The organism is Vibrio sp. 2132-1 (assembly GCF_033344315.1).
Genome location: NZ_JAWPON010000019.1, coordinates 34734 through 58833 on the forward strand (window position 1 = coordinate 34734; position 24100 = coordinate 58833).

General features: G+C 39.8%; 19 protein-coding genes. 3 read left to right on the forward strand and 16 right to left on the reverse strand.

Annotated elements, in window-relative coordinates; genetic code table 11:
• Positions 1–7: 7 nt before the first annotated feature.
• Both R8N47_RS19195 and R8N47_RS19200 read left to right on the forward strand, forming a co-directional pair.
• Positions 8–6172: a hypothetical protein gene (locus tag R8N47_RS19195; protein WP_077202327.1), complete on the forward strand. Its 6165-nt coding sequence runs from the start codon at positions 8–10 to the stop codon at positions 6170–6172.
• Between the two features lie 2 nt (positions 6173–6174).
• Positions 6175–6951, forward strand: coding sequence for a prepilin peptidase (locus R8N47_RS19200; RefSeq protein ID WP_025634161.1), 777 nt, complete (start codon positions 6175–6177; stop codon positions 6949–6951).
• 66 nt (positions 6952–7017) lie between these two features.
• On the opposite strand, the gene R8N47_RS19205 is transcribed toward R8N47_RS19200, so the two are convergent.
• The 3 genes from R8N47_RS19205 to R8N47_RS19215 are packed head-to-tail and all read right to left on the reverse strand — an operon-like array spanning position 7018 to position 10035.
• Positions 7018–7461: a hypothetical protein gene (locus R8N47_RS19205; protein ID WP_025634162.1), complete on the reverse strand. Its 444-nt coding sequence runs from the start codon at positions 7459–7461 to the stop codon at positions 7018–7020.
• Positions 7454–7771, reverse strand: a complete 318-nt coding sequence (locus tag R8N47_RS19210) for a hypothetical protein (protein WP_025634163.1) — start codon at positions 7769–7771, stop codon at positions 7454–7456. The genes R8N47_RS19205 and R8N47_RS19210 overlap by 8 nt, the downstream gene beginning before the upstream one ends.
• Before the next feature lie 20 nt (positions 7772–7791).
• On the reverse strand, positions 7792–10035 hold the full coding sequence (locus tag R8N47_RS19215; protein ID WP_025634164.1) for a hypothetical protein: 2244 nt from the start codon (positions 10033–10035) through the stop codon (positions 7792–7794).
• 172 nt (positions 10036–10207) lie between these two features.
• Between R8N47_RS19215 and R8N47_RS19220 the strand changes: the two genes are divergently transcribed.
• Positions 10208–10927, forward strand: a complete 720-nt coding sequence (locus R8N47_RS19220) for a hypothetical protein (RefSeq protein WP_025634165.1) — start codon at positions 10208–10210, stop codon at positions 10925–10927.
• Between the two features lie 70 nt (positions 10928–10997).
• On the opposite strand, the gene R8N47_RS19225 is transcribed toward R8N47_RS19220, so the two are convergent.
• From R8N47_RS19225 to R8N47_RS19285, 13 genes are all read right to left on the reverse strand, one after another.
• Complete coding sequence (locus R8N47_RS19225) at positions 10998–11654, reverse strand: hypothetical protein (RefSeq protein WP_025634166.1); 657 nt, start codon at positions 11652–11654, stop codon at positions 10998–11000.
• Between the two features lie 9 nt (positions 11655–11663).
• A complete protein-coding gene (locus R8N47_RS19230) occupies positions 11664–12749 on the reverse strand; it encodes a ParM/StbA family protein (protein WP_025634167.1) in 1086 nt (361 codons plus the stop codon).
• 1873 nt (positions 12750–14622) lie between these two features.
• Entirely contained in the window at positions 14623–15048 is a 426-nt protein-coding gene (locus R8N47_RS19235; RefSeq protein ID WP_025767165.1) for a hypothetical protein, read from the reverse strand.
• A gap of 523 nt (positions 15049–15571) precedes the next feature.
• Entirely contained in the window at positions 15572–15817 is a 246-nt protein-coding gene (locus tag R8N47_RS19240) for a hypothetical protein (RefSeq protein ID WP_025636793.1), read from the reverse strand.
• A gap of 72 nt (positions 15818–15889) precedes the next feature.
• A complete protein-coding gene (locus R8N47_RS19245; RefSeq protein WP_025636794.1) occupies positions 15890–16330 on the reverse strand; it encodes a hypothetical protein in 441 nt (146 codons plus the stop codon).
• 540 nt (positions 16331–16870) lie between these two features.
• Positions 16871–17245, reverse strand: a complete 375-nt coding sequence (locus R8N47_RS19250) for a hypothetical protein (protein WP_025636800.1) — start codon at positions 17243–17245, stop codon at positions 16871–16873.
• A gap of 10 nt (positions 17246–17255) precedes the next feature.
• Positions 17256–17594 (reverse strand): hypothetical protein, encoded by a 339-nt coding sequence (locus R8N47_RS19255; RefSeq protein ID WP_025636798.1) that lies wholly within the window; start codon positions 17592–17594, stop codon positions 17256–17258.
• A 579-nt stretch (positions 17595–18173) separates the two neighbouring features.
• Positions 18174–19355: a DGQHR domain-containing protein gene (locus R8N47_RS19260; RefSeq protein WP_025636717.1), complete on the reverse strand. Its 1182-nt coding sequence runs from the start codon at positions 19353–19355 to the stop codon at positions 18174–18176.
• A 468-nt stretch (positions 19356–19823) separates the two neighbouring features.
• Complete coding sequence (locus R8N47_RS19265) at positions 19824–20354, reverse strand: hypothetical protein (protein ID WP_025636817.1); 531 nt, start codon at positions 20352–20354, stop codon at positions 19824–19826.
• 1228 nt (positions 20355–21582) lie between these two features.
• Positions 21583–21780, reverse strand: a complete 198-nt coding sequence (locus R8N47_RS19270) for a hypothetical protein (RefSeq protein WP_025636691.1) — start codon at positions 21778–21780, stop codon at positions 21583–21585.
• Positions 21777–22367, reverse strand: coding sequence for a hypothetical protein (locus R8N47_RS19275; protein WP_077202324.1), 591 nt, complete (start codon positions 22365–22367; stop codon positions 21777–21779). Before R8N47_RS19275 ends, R8N47_RS19270 begins: the two co-directional genes overlap by 4 nt.
• A gap of 475 nt (positions 22368–22842) precedes the next feature.
• Complete coding sequence (locus tag R8N47_RS19280) at positions 22843–23052, reverse strand: hypothetical protein (RefSeq protein ID WP_025636820.1); 210 nt, start codon at positions 23050–23052, stop codon at positions 22843–22845.
• Positions 23053–23088: 36 nt separating this feature from the next.
• Positions 23089–23382 carry a hypothetical protein gene (locus R8N47_RS19285; protein WP_025636822.1) on the reverse strand — a complete coding sequence of 98 codons (294 nt, stop codon included), beginning with the start codon at positions 23380–23382 and terminating at the stop codon, positions 23089–23091.
• Positions 23383–24100 lie beyond the last annotated feature (718 nt).

Sequence of the window (24100 nt, forward strand, 5' to 3'; positions counted from 1 at the left end):
GGGAACTATGAATCACAATACACCTAGTAACATTGTAGAAAGACTAGAAGCAAGTCTCCGAGGCACGGTCTATGCCACTAAAAAAGACCGTAACAAAACTATTTTGAGAGATTATGGACATCCATTCGGACGCTCCAAGAACTCAATGGGTGCTAGTTTAAAGCTTTCCGATTACGTGAATGGAAAGTCAAAAAGTCTCAATGAAACTTATTCGAGGGAATTTGCAGAAGTTCATTGGGCTAAAGCCGCTGCATTGGCCATCCATCTAACATCTGGATTTGAAGTCTATTCAAAAAATGGTATTTCTGAATTCTTTGAAGAGCGTAAAAAGCTCGGAAAAATTGCAAGTGAGCTCAGGGCTACCGGAGACGATGTATATAAAAATCCTGAGTATGTGGCCGCTAAAAACAAAGCATATGAAGCATGGCAACGTAGGTTTAGTCCAGAACACAACTCAGCATCAATCTTAGATAAAACTCACAAAGCTCAAGATTCACTTTTAAGTGAGTTCTCTAGCCAAGCAGTTAAACTTGGGTACATAGATCATTCTTCACTTTTTAGATTAGAGAAGCTAGTTAGAGAAAACATAAAGTCTCTAAATAACGGGGTTCATGAAAATGAACTAGCTAATCCTGCTCAAATGTATCAACACAAAGCTGAACTTTATGAGCTAATGTTGAGCGAAACGTATCAAGCAGACACTAAATCACTGCAGCTTCTTGGTAAAAATATGTTTCAAGAGCACTTAAGTGAGATACAAAGTTACGCAGATAGTCAAAAGTACACAAGCTCTAGTGGTAAGCGCGTTGATTTTGACATTGACCTAAACTCATACGCTGACTCTCCAACTATTGGTGAAAATGGTGCAAAAGTCGGAGGTATCGCTAAGGAATTCCACCACAAAGGCGGTAAAAAGTCAGAATGGTCGGTTGCAGCTGGGATTAGGGTTTTTTACAACGACAAAAATCCGAGTGACATAACGCCAACGGTCTCACTTGCCGTCGGTATTTCGCTTATAGGTCGAGACTCTACATTTATCAGTTTTAAACCTGACTTCAAAGGCTGGTGCGAACGTCTACCTTGTGCCCCTTTGGGTAACGAGGCAAACCTAACAGCTGAGCAAGCTCGTCTTGCTCACGAAACTCGTCAAAAAGAACTAGCGGATAAAATAGCTGCCTCCGCAAAAGAAGCAGAGCTTAAGCATCAACAGAAGATGCAAGAGATAGCTGAAGCTAACGCTAAACGTGAGATCGAGGTTAAAACCTTAATTGATGCCAATTTCGAAAAACCAGAACTCACTAAAGATTCCGTAAAAGGCACTTATATCCAAAAAAAACATTTGGAGGCCTTACTAAACTATCCAGAACTCCATGGTCTGATGAGACTAACATCTTTATACGACCAACCAGCGGTTAGCATTCAAATGGGCCCTAATGTGGAGGAGACTAGAGGGTTACAGTTCTTAGCCCATAATGGCTCTCCCTGGAACAAAGAAAATCCCACTAACAAAATGTTTGAAGTCATGAATGACGACATGAAAAACAATTTTGTTCAACTCGGCAATATTACACCTAAGACAACGATCATAACGAGTGAAGGCTTTGCTAATGGAGGGTCTTTGTTTATCGCCGCTAAGGAACGTGGTTTAGATGTTGCTGTTGTTTGTGCGATGTTTGCTAATAATATCTCTCACGCAATAAAGCGGTACAGCCAGGACTACCCTAACAACCCCCTATTAAACGCCTCAGATAATGACTGTTTTTTAAAAGCCCCTACGAGTGAACACTCGATTAGAGCTCTTAATTTGAATACAGGCGCGAAGGTCGCTCTTCAAGCTTACGACGAATTTGGGGTAAAAAGCTTTAGCGTTGATTGGGAAAAGTTAGATGTACTTCCAGAAGCCACTGCAATTAAGGCTACAGACTACAATAATTTATTCGATATTTTTGAATATGATAAAGCTATAGAAGTTATGGGAGACCAGTTAGAGCTGGTAATAAGCAACAATACTACACCATCAAAAGAGTATGTCGCTCCCAGGAAATTTCTGGATGCAGAAAGAGATAAATTCACTGATATCTTTGATGCATATGGCATCGATGGGACCCTACTAACCACTAGCTTTCCCGTTGGAATGCAATTCGAAACTCCAAAAGCAGTATCCGTAGAACAAGAGCGAATAGATCACCGAGTCTCTGAGCTACCTGTTCAAGAAGCTAACGTAGCTCCTAATGAACATAATATAGAACGAATAGTGTCATATTCGCTACAACGTCACATCGACGGAGATTGGCAAACTATTGAGAAAGCAGACACCGCTAAAGAAATTTTAATAAACCTAGAAATTGAAAAGGGACACGCAGTTCAGATAGCTTATGAGAAGTTTTCTCAAGCTGAAAAAAACCTTGATAGTGCTTACACCAAAGCTCTCGAATATGTTGGTTCAACATACAGATGCTTTGACGAGGAATCAAAAGTACCTTTTACTTCCGCAGATACATACAACGATATTAGGGATATTCAATTGGCCCATGATGTCGTTTTGCTTGTTGAGAATGAAACGGGAACATTTGCTAGACCAATAAGAGTTTCTGAAGATGGTGAGCTTGTTATCGGAGGTAGCAAAGGGCTGAAACAACCGAGATACAACAGCAGAGCAGACCTTGCACAAGACATCAACGCTGTAGTCGAATCAATATATTTTAGTAACAATAATTATCAGTGGCTTACTGATCAAAACTTTGTATTACGAGATATTGATGCAGATGGTAAGCCAGACAGAACTACTTCAAGGACATTTGAGGAAGAATTCGGCCTCAGCGTATCGGAAGTAATGTCTACATTAGTGGACCCAAGGTCGATACAAGCAAAGCTCGAAAACTCAAATCAGACAATCAAAATAAATTGTACGACGACAAACGAACTTGAACCAGTAACTGAATTAGAAATTGACAGTAATGAAGTTGCTTATGAGCTTGACAGAATCAGCTCTCAACCAAACATTATTGATATCGATACATCTGCTTTTTCTAGTGCAGATCAAAACTTCTATATCGAACCCGCTGAGCGGCAGTCAAAACCTTACACAGTTAAATCATTTGCACCTAATGGAGCTGTAAACGGTAACTATGAGTTCGATTCATTGGCTCTTGCAGAGAATAAAATTGACGCATTGAATGGCACTAAATTCACCATACCTACAACCGTTTACTATATTTCAAAGCATGGTGAAACGCCTATATCAACAACAATCGACCCTGTGGATTTACCGCTATTGCAGCCAAAAGCACCACTGCAAGAGGAACCTGGTCAACTTTCTCGAGAACTAGAAACCTGCTTAGTACAAATTGATTCAACAGATTGGGGGACGTACGAACTCCCAATATCAAATGATACCCCGATAATGTTGAACCAAGAGGGTAGCTGGGTTAATGCATCAACTGGAGAGCCGACAAAGACTCTTAGCTTAATTGAGCTATACAACATCGAAAACGCCCATACAGAAGGTTTAGATAACGATAATGAATTAACCTTAGATAGTACCAACTTCGCAGAGCTTGCTGCCGATGGTGGCTTCGATATTGATTTCAGAGAACAATATACAGGCTTGGACCATGATCTTATTGAAACCACACATGAAATAGAACCCATTGTCGATGATTTCAACTTTGATATTGACACATTAGCTAACCTTGACATGAATGAACTGGAACCTGAAATAGAGGGAGCCCAGTTAGAACAGCTCAAAGAAAATATAGTTGATGCTATTGACCTAGAAACAGACAACGAGCCTGTAAACCACGAGCAAGAACTGACTAACCCTGACGCTTGGTCCGATGAACTCACTCACGGCAATCATAACCTGGAAGAGAGCATTGAGGTTGAGGCAGAAACGGATAGCCCAGAATTACTCGATAATGCAGATGACTGGTTGGATGAATTATCTGAACTTGACGCCCCATCGTTTAAACCCTCAACAATCGACCCATTAGAGAGCGATATGCCTGATTTTTCAGGTATGGAAGACGTTGAATGGGGTCTTGATGATTTCGGCATAGATGAGGAAGAGCAAACCATTAGTGTTGCTGGCTCAGAACATGTTGAAAACCAGGGCACAATAGATTTGTTTGAGTTAGCTGACCAAGAAGTGGAAGTCCAATCCGTATCTAACGAACAGCCATCATCTGTAAGTCAAGCAGAAAGACACAGTATAGATACGACAATCAATGACGTAAGTATTGAATTGGGTCAAGTTGACCCCAAGTCCGATGGACTGGATCTTAAGCATCAGAAAACTACAGGGGTAGGCGAGCGTTCCTTGGCTGAGCAATCTATGGAGAAGATTGATAGAACGACAGATGTGCTTGTCAACTCTACAACAAGACCACCAAACAGCGATGAACAAGTAATAAAAACTAATACTGGGGCAAAATCATTAAGTCAGCTAGTGTTAGATGAACTAAATGCTACAAGTATTAACTTTAGTGACCAGTTCACACCAAAAGATACTTTTGTTGGAATTTCAAGCTTTACGACGGTAGGTGCCTGGGCCGATAGTTCGAAATATTGGAAATCAACAACCACTGTAGAAGCCTCTACTTTGAATGTTAGAAGTGAAATCGATTTACCTTTAGTAGACGTAGAAGCTCCAGATGTTAATGTGCCAACAACAGAACAATTAACGTCTATATTCGATAAATCTAAGCAGAAAGCTTGGAATGAACAACGAGCCGCAAACTCAATCCAGGCGCAAGTCGAAATGTTTGAGGAAATTGCGCTTTCTGAGAACCAAAACTTTAATGCGAACCTAGATGTTGCACCAGACCTTGATGGTACTTCCTCTTCCTATAACCCTAATAGTGAACAGACATCCTCAGATGCGATACCGTCAAAAGACACAACAAGCCCTGACATAGAAAATACAGCTCCTGCAAACGAGATAAAGGATGAATCCAGAAATGGACAACACCAAAGTGAGATAGAAAAGGAACTTTTAAAAGTACTTCAGTCACTCAAATCCTCAGATAAGGAGAGTGTGGCCCATCTTACTGGACTACTTACAAACATAGCTGAGAGTGCAGCCAAAAATGCCATAGACGTCCATGACGTTAAAAGTAGAATTGAGACACCACATAAAGTAGAAGTGACTAACCAATCAGAGGAGCCTATCCAGGTTGTAACCAAAACATTCTCGGAGACAACAAAGGTCAATATTAATGACTTCGACTTCGATGATAATCCTGATGTAAAAGCTTATGTGAAACTTGCTAATGAACTTGTAGGCGACAAAGGACAGTCAGCTATACAAAAGAAAGCAGCCTTCCTATACGCATCAAAGACATCTCCAGAATCAGATACCAAAGAGCTAACTCAAAAAGCACTTGAAGTATTGGTATCAATAAAAAAACCTGAAGACAACTTAGCTAAACAAGAATATGCATCTAAAGCTAGTGAAATAGGCAATTGGTTGGCGACTGAAGCTAGAGTGGGGATGATGATCGAATCTACACGCAATGAGCAAGGCTACGTGACGAAATTTTCTGCTCTTGATAAAAAGCTACACGCAAAGGTACATGAATATCTTACCACGCCTTCAAGCCCAATTAAGGGCGCTAATGACCCTATATACTTTAGTCGAATTTGTCTAAAGGACGCTATTGAAAAACGTCAAATACCTGAGGATACGCTTAGGCAAGCTCTTTTCGGCATATGGAATAGCCCTGTGGGTAATACAGGTGAACTATCTAAATACTACAACAAAGTTGCTACCAGACTGCACGAAACTGGAGTAAGGAAGGTAGTTAACGATCTTAAAGAGAAAGGTATTATTGAGAATGACCCTAGTAGTAGACAAAATCTACTGTATGAAGACCCACTAGATGGGACACAAAAGTCCTTAAAGATTTCAAGTTTAAAATCTGCAGCAGCTGGTTTGGTAGCAGAACGTGAAATACAAGCTGCAAAAGAAATGCCTCGAACAGCGAAGAAGAATCAACGTGAGCCATACAGCTACTTCGTAGCTAAAGCATTTGAGAATCTAACTGAAATTAGTACTCCTTTAAAAACGGAGATTGATTTAGATAAGCCATGGAGAGCAACATTGCGAAGAGGTGATGGTTCGCGTTCTGATATGAACTCCAAAGAGCAAGAAACTATGGAGATTACAAGATAACAATGATTTCTTATCTGTTCCTGGTAATTACTGGTAGTCTCATTGCAAAGATCACTTATGTCATAGCTGGATTACTGCCACAAATTGAAGAAGATGAGATCAGAAATGATCTCATCACCTATTATCCTGAATACTCTTTAGAACCAAGTAACCGTGAAGGACGGTTTGACTTCACTAGCTTATGCAAAAGTGTTGGATACTGGGTACCTTTCTCCTGCATTGCTGGTGGCCTGAAGGGAAACAACCAAACTTATAAAGAGGTATTTGTATTAGAAATTACCGTAGCCGCTTCAACGGTGACTCTATACCAAATAGCAACTTCATTTGAGCAGTTTCTTTTAATGCTCATTTTCTTTTGCCTAACAGCAATGGCGTTTTTGGTTGACCTAGCGAGTCAATTTCTACCAGAAAAACTAACAAATTTCATTTTATGGTCTGGTTTGGTTCTGGCTTGTACAGAGTATGGCTATCTATCTTCCGAAGAATCGCTTAGCGGTGCTTTATTAGGGTATGGGCTTCTTTACCTTTTCAATACTATGCATAAAGTGCTTTACAAAAATATTGGAATGGCAAATGGTGATTTAAGGCTGGGGGCTGGTATAGGGGCTTGGGCTGGCGTAGAGATAACAATGCTCACAATACTCTTTATGTTTGTGTTCATCGTCATAACATACATAAGAGGAACGAGAGGGCAGTATCCACTGGGGCCATATATAGTGATAAGCTCTTACATAGCATTCATAGTCAACAATCCCAGTTTTTTAACTATTAATTTTTAAATTAAAGCAGCTATCGTAGCTGCTTTATTTTCTAATATGAATAGTAATATGGGCCCTACCAAACCACTACCTCATGTTACTTTCATCCAACCCATATTCTGTCTCCGCTAAATCGAGTAGCAGATTTAAAAACTCATCATTCGTTGAAGACTTAGCTACTCTCTTACATAAGGAATCAAACCTTTTTTTGGTAAGCTTAGACAGTGCCATTGTGGTTGTTGAAGTTTTATCACGAGATTTCGCAGCATGAAACAAACCGACGAACTTATCTACTCTAGACTCTGGAAAGAAAACCAATAATTGCATGAAAGTAGACCGAATCTTCTGTACATCCGTTTCATCAATTTTATTAAGCTGAGATTGAATTGCTTTAGATGTTGTACGAAAACCATCCGGGTCATTGCAGTGGTTAAGTGCCAAAAAATTATCGTTAGCATCCAGAATCCACTTTAAAAACTGGTAGTTATTTGGCCCACGTATGTTAACTTTTTTGCTTAATGAATTAGACATGAGTATCGGCCTTTTTATACAGCGTGAAAAACACGGTCGTCCATAACCAAGCTAAAACGTAAAATCCCTCGCCGGGAGGAGCTGTAAGCAAACATCCAATAGATACAATTACCACTGCAACCTCAACGGCCTTTAAGAGGGTAGGAGATAGTACTCCACCTTTGAACTTATGAATGATGCATAGCAAACCAAGTACAAATGCCGACGTCATAAAGACTAAGACTGCATTTCCTTCAACAACTGATGACACCAAACTTACGGTAGCAAATAGGGCAAGTAACATCATAAATTTGTTAAAAATCTTTAGCATTTGTACTCCTGATCTCTTAGTTATATATACTCAAAGTCAGCATGCTTAGAAGCTTCAGTACCTACGTACGAGTATTCCGCTTTTCTCACACGAACAAAGAGGGGGCTATAGCTATTATGTTGGTTGAAGTGGCCAACAGCATGGTTTCTTTCGTCAGCGATAGCTCTTTCGATTAAAGCTGATTTAAACTCGCTATACGTAGTGCTCCTATTACCATCGGAATCCTCAGGTAACTCCAAAATCAAATTCAATATCAAATCTGAAAATTTATCATTTGGTTCTGGTAGCTCAGAGTCGAGTCTATCGAGTAAGGAAATCGAATCTGATATCACACGGTAGATTAGAATATCAGTAAATTTAAGCTTCTCGAGATCATTAGAAAACTCAGAATCGATGCCTTCAACTCTGTTTAGAATTGAGCCGAGAACATCGTTAATAGCAACGTCTGACTTGGATTTGAGTATTTCTTCATCAACCTCACTACTTTTGAGTGACATCAGAGTAGAACAAAGCTCATCGACAACGATTTGAATTGATTTTTCATAAATTGAGTCTCTTGTAGTTAGCAATCGCTCGCAGAATGACATGTGTCTTTCAGCAATATGAATCCTTTCAAGTTCTGAGTTCAACAAAGATCTCCTAGATTCACCTGCCTTTTCATACTGAGAAACTTTTCTGTTTAATCGTTGCAGTTCCTCTTGTAACTTATCAACTCTTAACGAGAAATCAGAGCACTCTGCTTTTAACAAACGTAAGTCAGAAGAGGTTGATTCAAGAGATTCGATTTTCTCAAGCTTCACCTTCTTATCTGCCTTAGCTTTTCTCAACTGTGTACGATTAGATGCAATTGAAGCGTTAGCTTTCTTGGCTCGTTCAATATATAAACTGGCAAGTTCAATTAGTCTTAGATAAAGAGGTTGTCGAGCGCCTTTATAAATGCTTCTTTGAGATTCAATAGCGCTTCTAGTGCATCTCTTTAAAGAGTCAACGCTATCCCTATTAAAAAGCACGAGCTGGTCTTTCTTAAGAATAATGTCCTTAGCAATAAAATCTTCAAAACGTTCGTCATACAGCTTTGCTGTCCTCTCAGATATCTCTTTTATGCTTTTCTCGCGGAATTCAGAGTTACTTAACGTTTGGTTTGGTGCATTCTTTAGTACGTCCATCATTATTTCTTCTGAACGACGAAGAGAAACATCAACGTTATCCAGTAACAGCTCAGTAGGACGAAGAGTATTGCTCTCATCAATCGTGCATAATCCCGCTCTAACGAAATACATTAAAGCGTCTTGCACTTTGAAAGGTATGTCAGAACCATAAGAGACATTATTCAATAAATTTGAGCGCTCTTGTAGAAACTCTAAATCTGAGTCACTTCTTAATGCGCGAGCTTGGGCCCGTACTGCTCTTGATATTTGGCATGAAAATAGGGCAATTGAAATCTCATCAACAACTTTAAAAATCTTAGCTGCAAATCTTGTAATCCTATTATCTAAAGAGTTAGTTAGGGTCAAGTAGCCTAATCGCTCATCTAGCCACATGAAATCCTTATGACAGATAAGCAAAGAGTGAGCTAATTCCTCTCTTTTATGTACAGGCAGCTTTTTAGGCATGAGAGGTAGTAAGATTTGCTCTTGTATCATCCCATTGAACTTTACAGCTCGTTCTGCGTGGTTAAGAAGGTTTTCTAACTTAACGTTAAAGTTGTTTGGAATAAGGAAAAGCGTAGACTCTTTAGTATTTCTCTCACGACCCTTTATACGTGTGTCATTGAACTCAAAATAGAGCCTCTTAATTTTGAGTTGTCTCGTGTCGACTTTTGGTCTGAACTCTAGGATTTTCATCAGCCCCAAAACATTAAATGGTTTTTCACTAAATGCTTCTTGATGTCCAAGCTTGGGGTTAAAACTCTGATATTTGGGATCGGCTAAACGTTGGGCAAGTAGCCCAATTTCAATTGGGACCTGAGAGTACAGGTAATCAAACAGATTTTCGAAAAACTCATCCCACGATTTAACTAGTTCCTTGCCAAACGAATCTACAAGTACACTCTTGATGACACGGATTCTTTCGGTACTAACAGTTGCTTCTGGGTACTCCACGTCAAGAAATTCTTTAATCTGAGCTTGAGTATGTGGACCCTCACCATTTAGCCCTAGTGCCAACTCTAAAATTCGGGCGTTGCGTTTGGGATTCTCTAGTAGTTCAATCTTTTGAACAATGTCTGCCAGCCTAGAGATAAGTAACTTTTTGGTTTTTGGCATTCTTATCACCTTAAATCAAAGGTTTACTACTTTTGTATTTATTATATTGCGGTAATAACCATATTGCTAAGAATTCTATTATATATTATAGCAAATGTTAAGTCAGCTTTGTGTTAATAAAATTAGATATATGCTATAAATGGACTATAAACAATAGAAAGTGGAGTTCACAATGACTGTAGAGCTAGAAGAGTTAAAAAGCCCTTGGGTGGAACTGTATGAACAATGTTTAGAATCAGCATACGATTACCCTTACAGTGACTTAGAAGGTTTCCCTGGCTTATACGCCAGAAGACTTAAAACAGCAATTTTGCTAAAACAAAATAGGAACAAAAAAATCAGTATAACTGAAGCAAGTACGATTGCAGATAGAGCAGCAAAACACACCCTAGTCGAACTTAGGGCTAAGTTCACAGAGCGTTGTAGTTTTTCACACATCAAAAACGAGCTCAGAAAGGGTAGTGCTAGCCAGATTCCAGGAAGAAAAATAATAGACAATGGTATGGCTGCAAAATTCATGAACATTGTCGTTGGTTTCCCTACCTATAAACTAAGTTCTAACGAGATTAAATTTCTCCTTTCGAAATTCGATAGTGACTTAGTACACTACGATAGTGAGAAGTGGTACATAACGATCAAGGTTTTTGAATTGCATTTAGAAGAGGCGGAACCGACACCACAAGAGATGGCTGTTCTGGATAGCGTTGCACGATCTTCAATTCCTAGCATTATTGCATACACATTGGACTCAGATTACAAGATCGACTGGAAGGACTTTTTTAACGCTGTTAAAGCAAGAGTTAAAGAAACAGTTAAACAAGGTTTTAATAGGTTCAAAAGTCGGAAAGGGGACTTAGACAATGAACAAATTGAGGCTCTCTTTGACGAATAAAATCGCTACCAACTCCTTTCAAAAGTGGGGCTTAACTAAACAGTGCTAAGCCCCATTAGCCCCATTTTTCTTAAGCTATCAGCAATGACTCCATGTTGAAATTATCAATAGCTAAGCTATCAGAGACACCATCTTTACTTTCAAGATAATCATCTTTCGTAGAAAAAGCATCTGGCTGTTCAGTTTGCCCCTCAACAGCTCTAAAGCCAATAGGGTGGTTTGAAAGCTTTTCAATACTTGAAGCTATTTTAGCCAAATGTTGCTCAACATTTTCGAGTGTCTTGTACTCATTACACTTAAACCTTTCTTTATTACTTTGGTTTTGAAGGAAATGAATAGCAGAATTCATCATATTGATAGCATGTTGGTTGACATCATTAAGAGCTTGCTTGGGATCGTTTTCGGAATGTGCAGACAAATAAGTATGAACGAGACCTTGGTGATACACAGAAGAATCCGTTATGTGTATGCTAGCTCTTCTCTTTACTTTATCAATGTGTAACCCTAAGTTGCGGCACCAATCCCAGTCTCTGATCTCATGAGGGAGGATGTTATCAAAATAATACATAAGCTTATCGAACTCACCCTCTTCGATGAAATACCCAATTCTAATTAACTCTTCGACTAACGATTTGAGAGTTATTGATTTTGAATTCGCTAACTCTCGGCATTCTGTTGAGTAATCATTTGGTATCCTTATTTCCACTTTTAATGAAAAGCGCCCCATGACCTTTGCCTACTTATTCTTTTTGTTGTTTTGGTACCAAAGCTCTGCAAACAACTCAAGGCCCCAAGCGTTTAGCTTGTCTGCTTCATCTGGTATGAGGAATGAGTTGTTATCTTTACCGTAATACTCTTCAATTAAAGGTGTAATTTCTTCACGCAATGCGGCAATAGTACCTCCAATGAATATGATTAAATCAATATCTACAGCTTTAGATAAGGTATCAGTGATTGCGCCAAAAATCTTACTAGCTAGCTCCTTCCGTGCATTCTCTGCCCATTCTGAATGATCTTTTTCAACCCCCCGAACTGTAACAATACCTTCATCAATTAACTTACGGCACTGCTGATGTGTGGGTGTGGTGAAACCTAAATCGTAAAGGTAGTTGGATGCTTTTTTGACAATCTGATTGAACCCGATGTCCTGGGTGACAGAACGATCCATATCAATAGTTCCATCGTCAAACACAGCTATATCAGTTGTTTTACCACCAGGATCAGCGATTGCGATCGTTTTTCCTATGTATTCAGGGTTATGTACCAACATCCCTGAATCATCTCTCTTAAATAGGAATACACGAAGGGCTGCTAGTGCTTCGGGCTGAACAAGTAGAGCTTCAATATTTGACTTCCGCAGCTTCGATTCCGGGTCAGTACCTAAGTGATCAAAAGATCTCTGCATAGAGAGCATCTTTTGCTTAACATTGTTTTCGTTGACGGACCCATCTGTTTTAAAGAACTGTCTTAATGGCATTCCAGTACAAAGAACGTACTTTTTATTGAGTAACTCATCTCCAAATTGATTTAAGCCATGCTGCAGTAAAACCTGAGCTGCTTCACTATTGGAGAAGTCATCGTTCCTGGGAATAGGTTGTTTTACCTCACCAATGGTGTAAGCGTTACCTGTAACAGCAGAAGTAAATTTCGTTTGAACAGGAGCATTACTTGATACTGAAAAGGTTTCATCTAGTACCGCAAAACGTTCAGTCGAACGTTGGATGTGTGTAGGAAAGGAGGTTTTAACAGATTCAGCTGAGATCTTATGTTGGGCATTACCGTCATCATACCCAATAAATAGTGTTGAACAGTCGTTAAACATAGTAAAATATCTCTATTGTTTTTTAGTGATAAATGCAATATATAGCATGTCTGTGACAACCTCAAATATTTTCACTTTAGGAGGCAGGTGTTGATTGAAGACTGGCGAGAGAAGTTAAAGGAGAACTTGGAGAGAAATTACCAAATAGAAGTATCATCTCTCTATATATCGAAAAAGAATCGAATGGTATATGTACAATTTTCTGACAGTTCAAATGTACAAAAATACTTAGGTTTAAATTTAGACCTAGTCGATGTAGTGATTAGACAAAATACATGGGAATATTGCCAGAATAGCAAGGTATCAACGTTAATTGAAAAACGACATAGAGTAAAACTACCAAAGAATAAAATGAGTAAATATTGCTTCGAATCTTAGTAAGAGTAATCGAAAACTAAGTTATTTTTTATCAGAAGATCTATTTAACTTTAGTTAAATAGATCTTCTGATAACCTATTTTATGGTAAATGGCCATTATGTTTAATACTCACAAATTTCAAATTCACAGGGGAAAGAGATTTCACATAGTCAACTTTCAAAAGGAGGTATCTAACTTATTGATATTTGGTAGGTGGTAACAACTACGTGTACAAAATTCCAATCGTCGCGAATTTAACATAACATAGATAATATACACTAAGAGTGTAAGAGCAATTTTAATATGTCCTCTTATACTTAATGAACATGCAGAGCTTTGAGTACCTCAACCGATGCTAAATCCCATGATTGACCGAGACTTTAATCGTATTACAGTGATGCAAAATGTTCGCGAACACCGCCTTCGTCAAATCGACGATTTAGGCTGCAAATATATATAATTTAAGCCCTCGACAATTGGAAGCTTATGTAGTCAGTTAAGCCAGTTTGGTGCTTCTACGTTAGCACATACGTCAAGAGCCGAATCAAGCAACCGACGTTTTCTTTGCCTAATCATCTGAACATCATGGGAGCTCAATACTTTGATTTGTAGCTAACATTCGCTTGTGAGGTTCTAACGGAACAACACAACTTGGCTCTGACTGTCTATACACTAAGTCAGTTGATGACAGTCGATGGCCCCACGTGCCACACTAGCCATTTGCTTGCCAACCTCGTTATTCACATAGGTCAAATAATAAATAGTATTTTCAATTTCTGAATACAAAGGTGGAAGGTTATCATTAAGGTTCCAACCTCATTTTAAAGTAAATTGTTCTGAGCTCCTTGCTCTAAGTAGACCTCAGTTGCTCTCCCCAACATCCCCCTGGCCTTCACTCAAAATATTCACATTATTTCAAAAGATACGTCTCTTAACATCTTAAAAATGGACGCACCTATCGCTTTGGCAACATCACACATTGAGCTGTCTAAAGCTAAAACATGCTCTTAAGTTGATAACTTAAGATAAATCCACCACAGCACTTAATTACTCACAGTTGTAGATATGCCCTGGCAAAGGGTCTTTTTTGTCCTGACCGATTAGTGGCTATTTGGTGGGACTGTAATGGCAATTGGATGGCATTAATCAAGCTAATATACCCGATGGACATTTAATAAGTGAGTAAAGCATTACGTCACAGTGAGAGTAATCGGACACTTAAAGGTCATAGAAAGGAGCCCAAAAGGACAGTGTAATTTTTGATATTTACAAATATGGGAGAAAAACAAGTCTGTTAAACAAAACGCAGACCCTTCTTTAGAATTAAAATATTTTAATACTTTTAAATTTAAAATAATTAAAAGGGCTTCGCCAAAATATAGATCGAAATAATCAATGTCAAGTTCTTTGATATTGCATTGTGATCGGGGGATGACGGGTTGGCTGGGGCCGAGCTGTCGGGGGTGACCCCCAAGAAGCGGGAAATTAAGCATTTAGGGCTTTAGCCCTAAGTGCTTAAATGGATAATTCGCTATATCCAGAGTGATCAATTGACTCTGTCATGGTGATCTTGCGACCAAAGAATGACCACTCTAATTTACGTACTAAACGTGTTTTGTACTGGACTTCTGAAATTACAGAAGGCGTAGTTTCCACACCAAACGTTTCTCTCAGTAACTCTTGTGCCTTAGCAACTATTGACCCCTGCGTAATCTCGAATTGAAGATCGAACAACTTTTCTTTCACAAGGTCTCCGATAGGTGTTTCTGAGGCTTTGCCGAATTCATATTTTATTCCCAGTTCACAGTAGACAGCGTTTGGAGTTTTTTTCTGAAATTCCGCGCTAAAGAATCTCCCCTGAGTTAAACCCATATCGTTATCACCAACTTGACCAATAATCTTGCCGTTAGTGATGTAGAAGTTATGAACTGTTACTTTCATTTTTTGTCCCGCCAGTAGTATTCCCAACTGTTTCCATTATACCAAAACCAGATTAAAATACCACATTAAAACACAAACAAAAGTAAAATATACTTAACTATTATTATTGACTTTTATCCAGACAAAGACGACACAATAGGGCTCGATAGAGGGTTAGCTTTTTAGGCGAAGCCGTTAAGAAAAGCGTTGAAATTTCTTTTAGCTGCCGAAGGCAGATCATTTAGGCCACCAGCCCCCTGCCATAGCAATGACAACGGGGTTTATGTTGGCATTGCTATGGCGCTGGAGGTCTAGCAGCCTTGAGCGATACATTGAAATGCATCAAACCTTATTACTGCACTAAGGATGACAACGTCTTTTTGTTGGCGTCCATAGTGAATTAGGTTTGATTGAAATTTCAATGACAACACTTAGCGAGGAACGAGCTTTAGTGATGTAGGGGTAAGTCCGGCGGGTGGGCCTCGGTGGCGACTAGGGGGAACCCCTATTAGTGGAGAGCGTCCAATTGAAACAAATTTACTTGTTACAATTGGATAGTTATTAGTATTAAAATTAAAAGTATCGCCAATTTTACTCTTTGCTTTGTACTCGTTTTCGTTTTGATAGTTTCTACAATTTTATCTATTAGACCGAAAGCCTCTGCAAACCCAACAATTAGTACAAATACTGTAAAAGCATCAGCCACATTTGAGAAACCCAAACGCTCAAAAATAAATGTTAGAGCGTCAGCTACTGCGTAAATGCGTAATAACAATGCTGCTAAATTCAATATGTTCCCCCTACCCTTAATATATTCCTTTTCAATTAGCTAGTATGTTCAATTGATATATGTCAGATATCACTAGATAAGTTTGAAACTAGATAATAATGAATCTGGCTCATTGGTCTGTTCGATTATTAAGGGTTGTCCTGACACATCCCATTCATAAGTAGAAACCGTCTTTCCCCTAAACTGTTTCATCACTTTTAACCTAGGTTCATTAAACTTCTTCCCTAGAAGAAACTTACCTATTGAAATTACTTTTGATAAAGAAGAACCACGATGCCCTTCCTCTGATAAGCAACTTAGGATTTCTACGATATTATGTCTTGTGTCGATATCCGAGTTAGTACCTAAGATAAAAGCTATGTCTGAGTCCATGTATATTGAATCATTGATCACCTTTTCATAGGTAATCGAAATAAACTTACCCTCTACTAAACCGACATTGTTTTTCCCAACATAACCGAATAAACGACTGCAAATAATGGTGTAATTATTGATGATAACTTCTAATTTCATACTGCCCCCAAGCCTATGATATTTATTTGTTCAGAGTATGTATTATAAATAAACGCAACTATAAATACCATATTAGAACACACAATAAAGTAAAATATACTTAACTATTCTAGTTGACTTTAGACCGGACAAAGACGACACAATAGGGCTCGACAGAGGGTCAGCTTTTTAGGCGAAGCCGTTAAGAAAAGCGATACAAAAGCTTCTAGCTCGCCGAAGGCGATTCATTTAGACCACCAGCACCCTGCCATAGCAATGACAACGGGGTTTATGTTGGCATTGCTATGGCGCTGGAGGTCTAACAGCCTTGAGCGATACATTGAAATTCATCAAACCTTACCACTGCACTATGGATGACAACGGATTTTTGTTGGCGTCCATAGTGATTTAGGTTTGAATGAAATTTCAATGACAGCACTTAGCGAGGCACGAGCTTTAGTGATGTAGGGGTAAGTCCGGCGGGTGGGCCTCGGTGGCGACTAGGGGGAACCCCTGTTAGTGGAGAGCAAATATTGCCCAGTAAATCTGAGCAATATTTATCTATTGATGGTCGAATGACAACGCTGCTCTTTCAAGCTCCTTCTCTAGCTCCACAAGGCGTGTCGGAAGTAACGCAAAAGAAAACAAGGTCAATAATGATTCGATTGAATCCCGCCATTGAGCCGTTGACTGAAGTATTTCTAGAACCCCGAAATCTGCACAAATCTGTTTTAGCTTAACTTCATTGTTAGCTTTTTCTTCACGCTTAAGGGCAACCTTCAAGAATTCATCGAATTTATTCTGAGACATTTCTTTGACTGAAACAAAGCCAGTTCCTTTTTCTGTCCATACCATTAGATGCGGTTCTCCGCTGAATACACTGATCTGGTCTTTATAGTGCTTACTAATTAGCTCAATCTGTTTCTCAGTTCTCATAGTGGTGCCCCTACTTCAATAAACTAATGTGATTTGGTTTGTTACTCAATAGCTCTGCGATCTCAAACTGCTCCGCTACATACTCGACATTAGGGATTAAGGTAGGCTCCCATGTACTAAGCGCGACCTTTCTGCCTTGTTGAACATCATCAACAATGTTGTCTAGACTTTTGACGCTACATACCTCATACAAGCTTGTACCAAATTCATCATTCTCTACTACACATGTAGCGAACGTGCCAACGTCCTTAGATTCAATGATTAATAGACGTACTTCTGACTCCTGTTTAACCCCGCCTACTATATGACCAATAGTCACTTTTTCAATGTTTTGAATAACTGTCTTCATAATGCCCCCAAGCAATTTAACAATATAAACAGTAACTTACTTGTATTTATTATATCAAACCACCCAGTTAAATACCACATAATAACACGATGTATTGAAAAATAAGTATTGTCCTTTCGATTGACATTAGCCCCGACAAAGGCGACACAATAGGGCTCGATAGAGGGTCAGCTTTTTAGGCGAAGCCGTTAAGAAAAGCGATACAAATGCTTTTAGCTCGCCGAAGGCGATTCATTTAGACCACCAGCACCCTGCCATAGCAATGACAACGGGGTTTATGTTGGCATTTCTATGGCGCTGGAGGTCTAGCAGCCTTGAGCGAGATAAACTTTTGCACCCTAGGGTAGCAATCTGAATGACAAATTCTTTTCTTTGGCAATCAGATTGCTCTAGGGTTTCATTAAATGAAGCACTTGAAGAGGAACGATTCTTAGTGCTTAGGGGTAAGTCCGGCGGGTGGGCCTCGGTGGCGACTAGGGGAAACCCCTGTTAGTGGAGAGAAAATTGTGAATGCGTTATATTGTTTACTCGCAACAAAAAGCCCTGAACTTAGTCAGGGCTTCTCTAATTAAAGCTTGGTTAAGCGGCTTGTTCTGTTGCTCCATTAATGTCACCACTATCATCGCTCATACTTTGAGAACCAAAGTACTGATCCTCTAACTTTTGCCGTGCTTCAGAAAGTGGTACACCCAGGGTTGTAAGGAGTTTATTTGCAGCCAAGTCAATGCTAGTTTTATTCACTGACATATTGCCACTCTTGTCATCTATGATGCGGCCAGTAAAGTCAGACGTACCTAGATCGCGTGAGTAGTTAAGTTCTTCAAGCTTATCCCACTGAACTGCTTCGAGAGAGCCATAGTGATTCATTGCGATATTTCCAGCTACTGCAACAGCCTTTAGTGTAGCTACATGAGTTAGAATACAGGTATTACGGAATTCTTCTGCTGACGTATCGCTGAATGCTAAGCCTCCCCAACCCATGGCTCTAGAAACAGTAGTCCAAAACTCGTTTGCTAGCTGGTACTTTGAATCAGAGATTTCTTTTACTTCCTTACTCAACCCCAGCAGGATTTGGTTGATATCTTTGATAGCTTTCAAAGGAAAGTACTTTTCAGACTTCTTGGTGATCGTATTGTGCTCCATATCAACCAGGTCTTTAAACGCAACGCAGTTCTCAGTTATGTAACGAGCTAAACATGGAAGAGGGTCACGTGTATTAAAGGCATCTGAAATACTTTGTTGAGGTTTGGCCAAGTTTTGGTTGATGTCACAAAAGCCCAACTGCCTCTCTTTAAGTGTCAAGTTCGTATATAGCATAATAGGAACATCTACGTTCTCTAGATCAAAACCTAACTCGGCGAGTTCATCACACAACATTTCTAGAGCGAAGTCGATTCCAACAGAACGATGTTGGCCATCGAATAGCTTAATGGAACTATCCATAGATATATGAAGTAGACCAACTCGCGCTCCTTCCATAACCTCTTCAAATTCAGGCTTTTTATCTTTCTTCGACACAACCACACCAATGATAGTTGGGATGATGTAAAAACGCTTATAGTTGTTCACAAGGTATTTCGCGAAATCTTTCGCTCGCTTCATATTTACCTCTCGCTGGCTACGTTTAAGTACACTACCCTTGTTATCGATGTTTAGTAGTGAGACCAATACTGAAGCTGGAACATTCACTAGATGAAATGGTTTGAATTGCTTACCTACAGTACAAGGAAGTGAGTATGCGAAGTTTTTATCAATTGACATATTTTAGCCCCCAAGCTATTTAAAAATCAGTTAACATGAAAACTATGCCTTTGTTTTCATGTATTTATTATACACCCTCACCCCAAAAAATACCACATTGTAACACCAAATATTTAATAATTATTGTTGCCTTTTTTGATTGACATTAGCCCCGACAAAGGCGACACAATAGGGCTCGATAGAGGGTCAGCTTTTTAGGCGAAGCCGTTAAGAAAAGCGATACAAATGCTTTTAGCTCGCCGTAGGCGAATCTTATGACCACCAGCATTCTGCTAGGTCGGTGACAACGGGGGTTTGTTGGCAACGACCTAGCGCTGGAGGTCAACAGCCTTGAGCGGCAGCACTTAGTGAGGAACGAACCTTAGCGCTGCAGGGGTAAGTCCGGCGGGTGGGCCTCGGTGGCGACTAGGGGAACCCTGTTAGTGGAGAGCAAATCAACAACCTGCCGCTTTGGGCAGGTTGTTGATATCAAGCACAACAAGAGTCTACTGATACACCTTCTAGGTATTGATGAGCCTTACCAATGTCTGACCAGTAAGTCAGCTTTTTGAGCCTCATTGATGGGAACTGCGTTAATGACCAGATTTTATCAAAAGCGCTATTTGCCTTTTCTTCGTCATCATACGCTGAATGAATACTCCCAGTTATTGAGTTGTATAAGACGATAGCGTTATATTGTTTTGTGTTTGTTGACTTACTAACAGTACCAAATTCTGTTGCTGTGCCTGGTTCACATGAGCCTAGCTTGATTGTTTTTTTAGTGTCCTCTTTCTGTCCTACTTCATAAGCCGATGCTAGTTGAAGAGTACCAGCAACGCCTCCATTGCAAGCTGCTTCAGTGTCAGCTGGTAGGAATAAACCCCCATTGATACAAACAACCGCCTTTAACTCTTCGCAGTACATCACTGATAAGCGCTGGTTCGTGTTAGGGATGAATACCATAGCAGGTATAAAAGTTTCCTCTCCAGTAACCATATGTGTAAAAGTATTTAATTCCATACATGCCCCCAAGCATTTAAATAATTGATTAAACTGGCGTTATTATATACTAACCCTTACAAATATACCATATGATAACACAATATTTTATAAATTATTGTTCCCATATTTTATTGACTTTGGGAAGGACAAAGGCAACACAATAGGGCTCGATAGAGGGTCAGCTTTTTAGGCGAAGCCGTTAAGAAAAGCGATACAAATTCTTTTTGCTCGCCGAAGGCGATTCATATGGCCACCAGCATTCTGCTAGGACGGTGACAACGGGGGTTTGTTGGCATCGTCCTAGCGCTGGTGGACAACAGCCTTGAGCGGCAGAACTTGGTGAGGGACGAGCCTTAGGGATGCAGGGGTAAGTCCGGCGGGTGGGCCTCGGTGGCGACTAGGGGGGACCCCTCTTAGTGGAGAGCTAAAATCTCACAAACCCACCTAATAAAAAGAGGCTCCCTTGGGAGCCTCTTTTTAGCGTATGATAAAAATCATCGATATAGTCATGTTTGAGTAATCAAGCACTCTTTATGACCAAATAGTGTAAAACACCCTGAATATGTCAAATGTTCATTCCCGGTAAATCTATTCAGATACACTCTCATTTGAACTAGGTAGTAACCGGTATCAAAATGCTCGTTGCAAACTTCACAGTCGCCAAACTTACATGTACCACTGCCAAGCTGTGTTAGCCTATACACATGTCGTAGATCACTTGTATCAGTCATCACTCAATTACCTTGTAGTTTAATCTATCCTAGAACTGTAAAGCCTTTAAGTTTTGCAAACTTGTTTGACACACTAAATCCTTTGACGACATCTAAAGGTAATCTCTGTCTTTTTATTATCCACCATGCTTTTCTTATGTGTAGCAATGCGAGTCTACGTTTTTTATTTATCGTCTCTTCTTGCTTTGTTGGTCCGCAATTTCGTAGGTAACTAAGAAGCAAACAATACAGACCATCTAAGCATTCGACCTGAAACCAGATGTCACTGCCAAAACTTGGAATGTCCTCCAGTTCGAAACAAACCTGTTGCTTTCCATCAATTTCTCTAAATTTCATATTGCCCCCAAGCAATTGCTAACAACTATTATATATTATAGCAAGTGGCCGAGTTAAATACCACATTTATACACATGTAATTTTGGTAGTCTATTGAGAGCTTTGATATTGAAAGAGACTGATATTATGTTTTCTTCTGGCTTAAGGCTCGATAGCGGACCTGAGCCGCTATCATAAGGTTATTTTATTCTTAGATGCTCACCACGCTCATCCGGCTTTAGAGTGAAGAGTATGTAATCAACCTGCTCTATACAGATCTCATAATCATCGTTGATTAGTAGCACCTCCCTATCATCAGTACTGGATGTGTATTGCTGGGTAACCTTCCCTTTTAATACTTTATCTTTATTGAATACCTTTAATCCTACTAATCTCATACATTCTCCTTACTAGCAGTGATTGAATGATGAACGGCCTCCTTATGGAGTTCTAATATCTCCTTGCTTGTAAGGTAGCTATGAATCTCATTTATTTTCTTAATTACTTCAGAATGATCGTTGAAAAGTTGTTTGCGCTTATCCCATACGACTTCGTGGTGTGCTAGCTGTCCTGGTAGTGTCTTGTCATGAATGCCATAGACATATGTCCCTTCTCTGATTTTCTTTTTGACCAGCATCTTAGACATTAAAAAAATGATGAGTAGGTCCGTTTCTATGATCTGAGTAGTGAGGATAATACCGAAGAATAGACAGTCCTCCCGGTCTACGTCATCGATGTGAATCCCATTGTAACCATTCGAAAAGTAATACACTGGACTGCCTGGTTCCAGATTGTATGAAAAATAGAGATATGCATTTTCATTCTTCTGGAACAGCTCTTTCCTTCTCGCAATCTGAGTACCATATTGATCCATGTAATTATAGTTACAGATGTGCATTTCAGGGCACAACGATATGGTCTTTCCGCAGGTAGTTATGTACTTCTTTCTCTTGCTTATAGATAAGCTGCTTATTGTTTTGGTCATATTGCCCCCAAGCAATTGTTTTTCAAATGTATTGTTACATTAGCAATTAAAGAAATTATACTAAAACATGCCATAAGATACCACATTCACACACCTAATATGGTTAAATATACTTAACTATATTGATTGACTTTACCTCGGACAAAGGCGACACAATGGGGCTCGACAGAGGGTCAGCTTTTTAGGCGAAGCCGTTAAGAAAAGCGATACAAATGCTTTTAGCTCGCCGAAGGCGATTCTAATGGCCACCAGCATTCTGCTAGGACGGTGACAACGGGGGTTTGTTGGCAATGTCCTGGCGCTGGTGGACAACAGCCTTGAGCGGCAATACTTGGCGAGGCACGAGACCTAGCATTGCAAGGGTAAGTCCGGCGGGTGGGCCTCGGTGGCGACTAGGGGGAACCCCTGTTAGTGGAGAGCAGGTAAGCCGCAATGTTTACTCATTGCGGCTTACCTGGGGTCAAGTACCCATTAATTAGTAAACACTTAGGTTTATTACTTCCGTACCGCTTTCAGCCAATGTGGCAATTTCTGGCTCAATATCTACCAGTTGGTCATATACTGAAAGCTCCTTGGCAGCGGCTATGTCTAGATAATATTCAGTTTTATCGGGGGTAGTAGCAATTGCATTCGTCTCTGGCAACGATTCAGCTTGAAAAGCTGCTATTGGTAAGTACTTAAACATGTCTTTCCTCCTAACATTTACAAATGATCTTGCTTGTCAGATGACACTCATTGCTCTTTCGTAGAACAGACAGAAGTTCGCTCTGTCTGTTTGAATTCTCTCTTTAACCTTATCTTGCGTTGATTCTCTTAGCGCATCTAACACCTTTACTAATATGGAAGCAGTGAATGCGTCTATCAGTAGTGGTTGAAGACCTAGTTCTTTAGATTCATCAGTAAAAGAAATTGTTGTGAGTGATTTATTGATTAATTCATTTGGCCAAACAAAGAGCATTGCTTGGCCTTGAGCGACTTTTTTAAGATTATCGTAATTGCAGAACTCTGTTTTCATATTGCCCCCAAGCAATTGTTTTCAAATAGATAGTTACATAAGCAACTAAGGAAATTATACTAAAACACGCCCTAAAATACCACATTTACACATTTTACATAGTAAAATATACTGAACTATATTGATTGACTTTGGACCGGACAAAGGCAACACAATAGGGCTCGATAGAGGGTCAGCTTTTTAGGCGAAGCCGTTAAGAAAAGCGATACAAATGCTTCTAGCTCGCCGAAGGCGAATCATATGGCCACCAGCATTCTGCTAGGACGGTGACAACGGGGGTTTGTTGGCAACGACCTAGCGCTGGAGGTCAACAGCCTTGAGCGGCAGCACTTAGTGAGGAACGAACCTTAGCGCTGCAGGGGTAAGTCCGGCGGGTGGGCCTCGGTGGCGACTAGGGGTATCCCCTATTAGTGGAGAGAAATTTTTATGTTTCGATTGTAGTTGATTGGTTTTATGTACACCAGAGAAAAAAAAGCCCCGACAATATTGCCGGGGCTGGTCGCTTGGGGAGCGGTTATTCTGGTGCTGGTTCTCTATATACCAGCAATCTTCCACTAATTGACTTTTGATTGCTCTTTCCCTTATGGGGGACACAGATAGAGTACAAGGAAAAATGTTTAGCCTTCACCACTTCTGTTAGGCATTGGCTTTTAAACCTACGCTCGAGAATGTTCAGGCTGTCTTCTAAAGTATGCGAAAGAGGTTCAGGCTTTCTCTC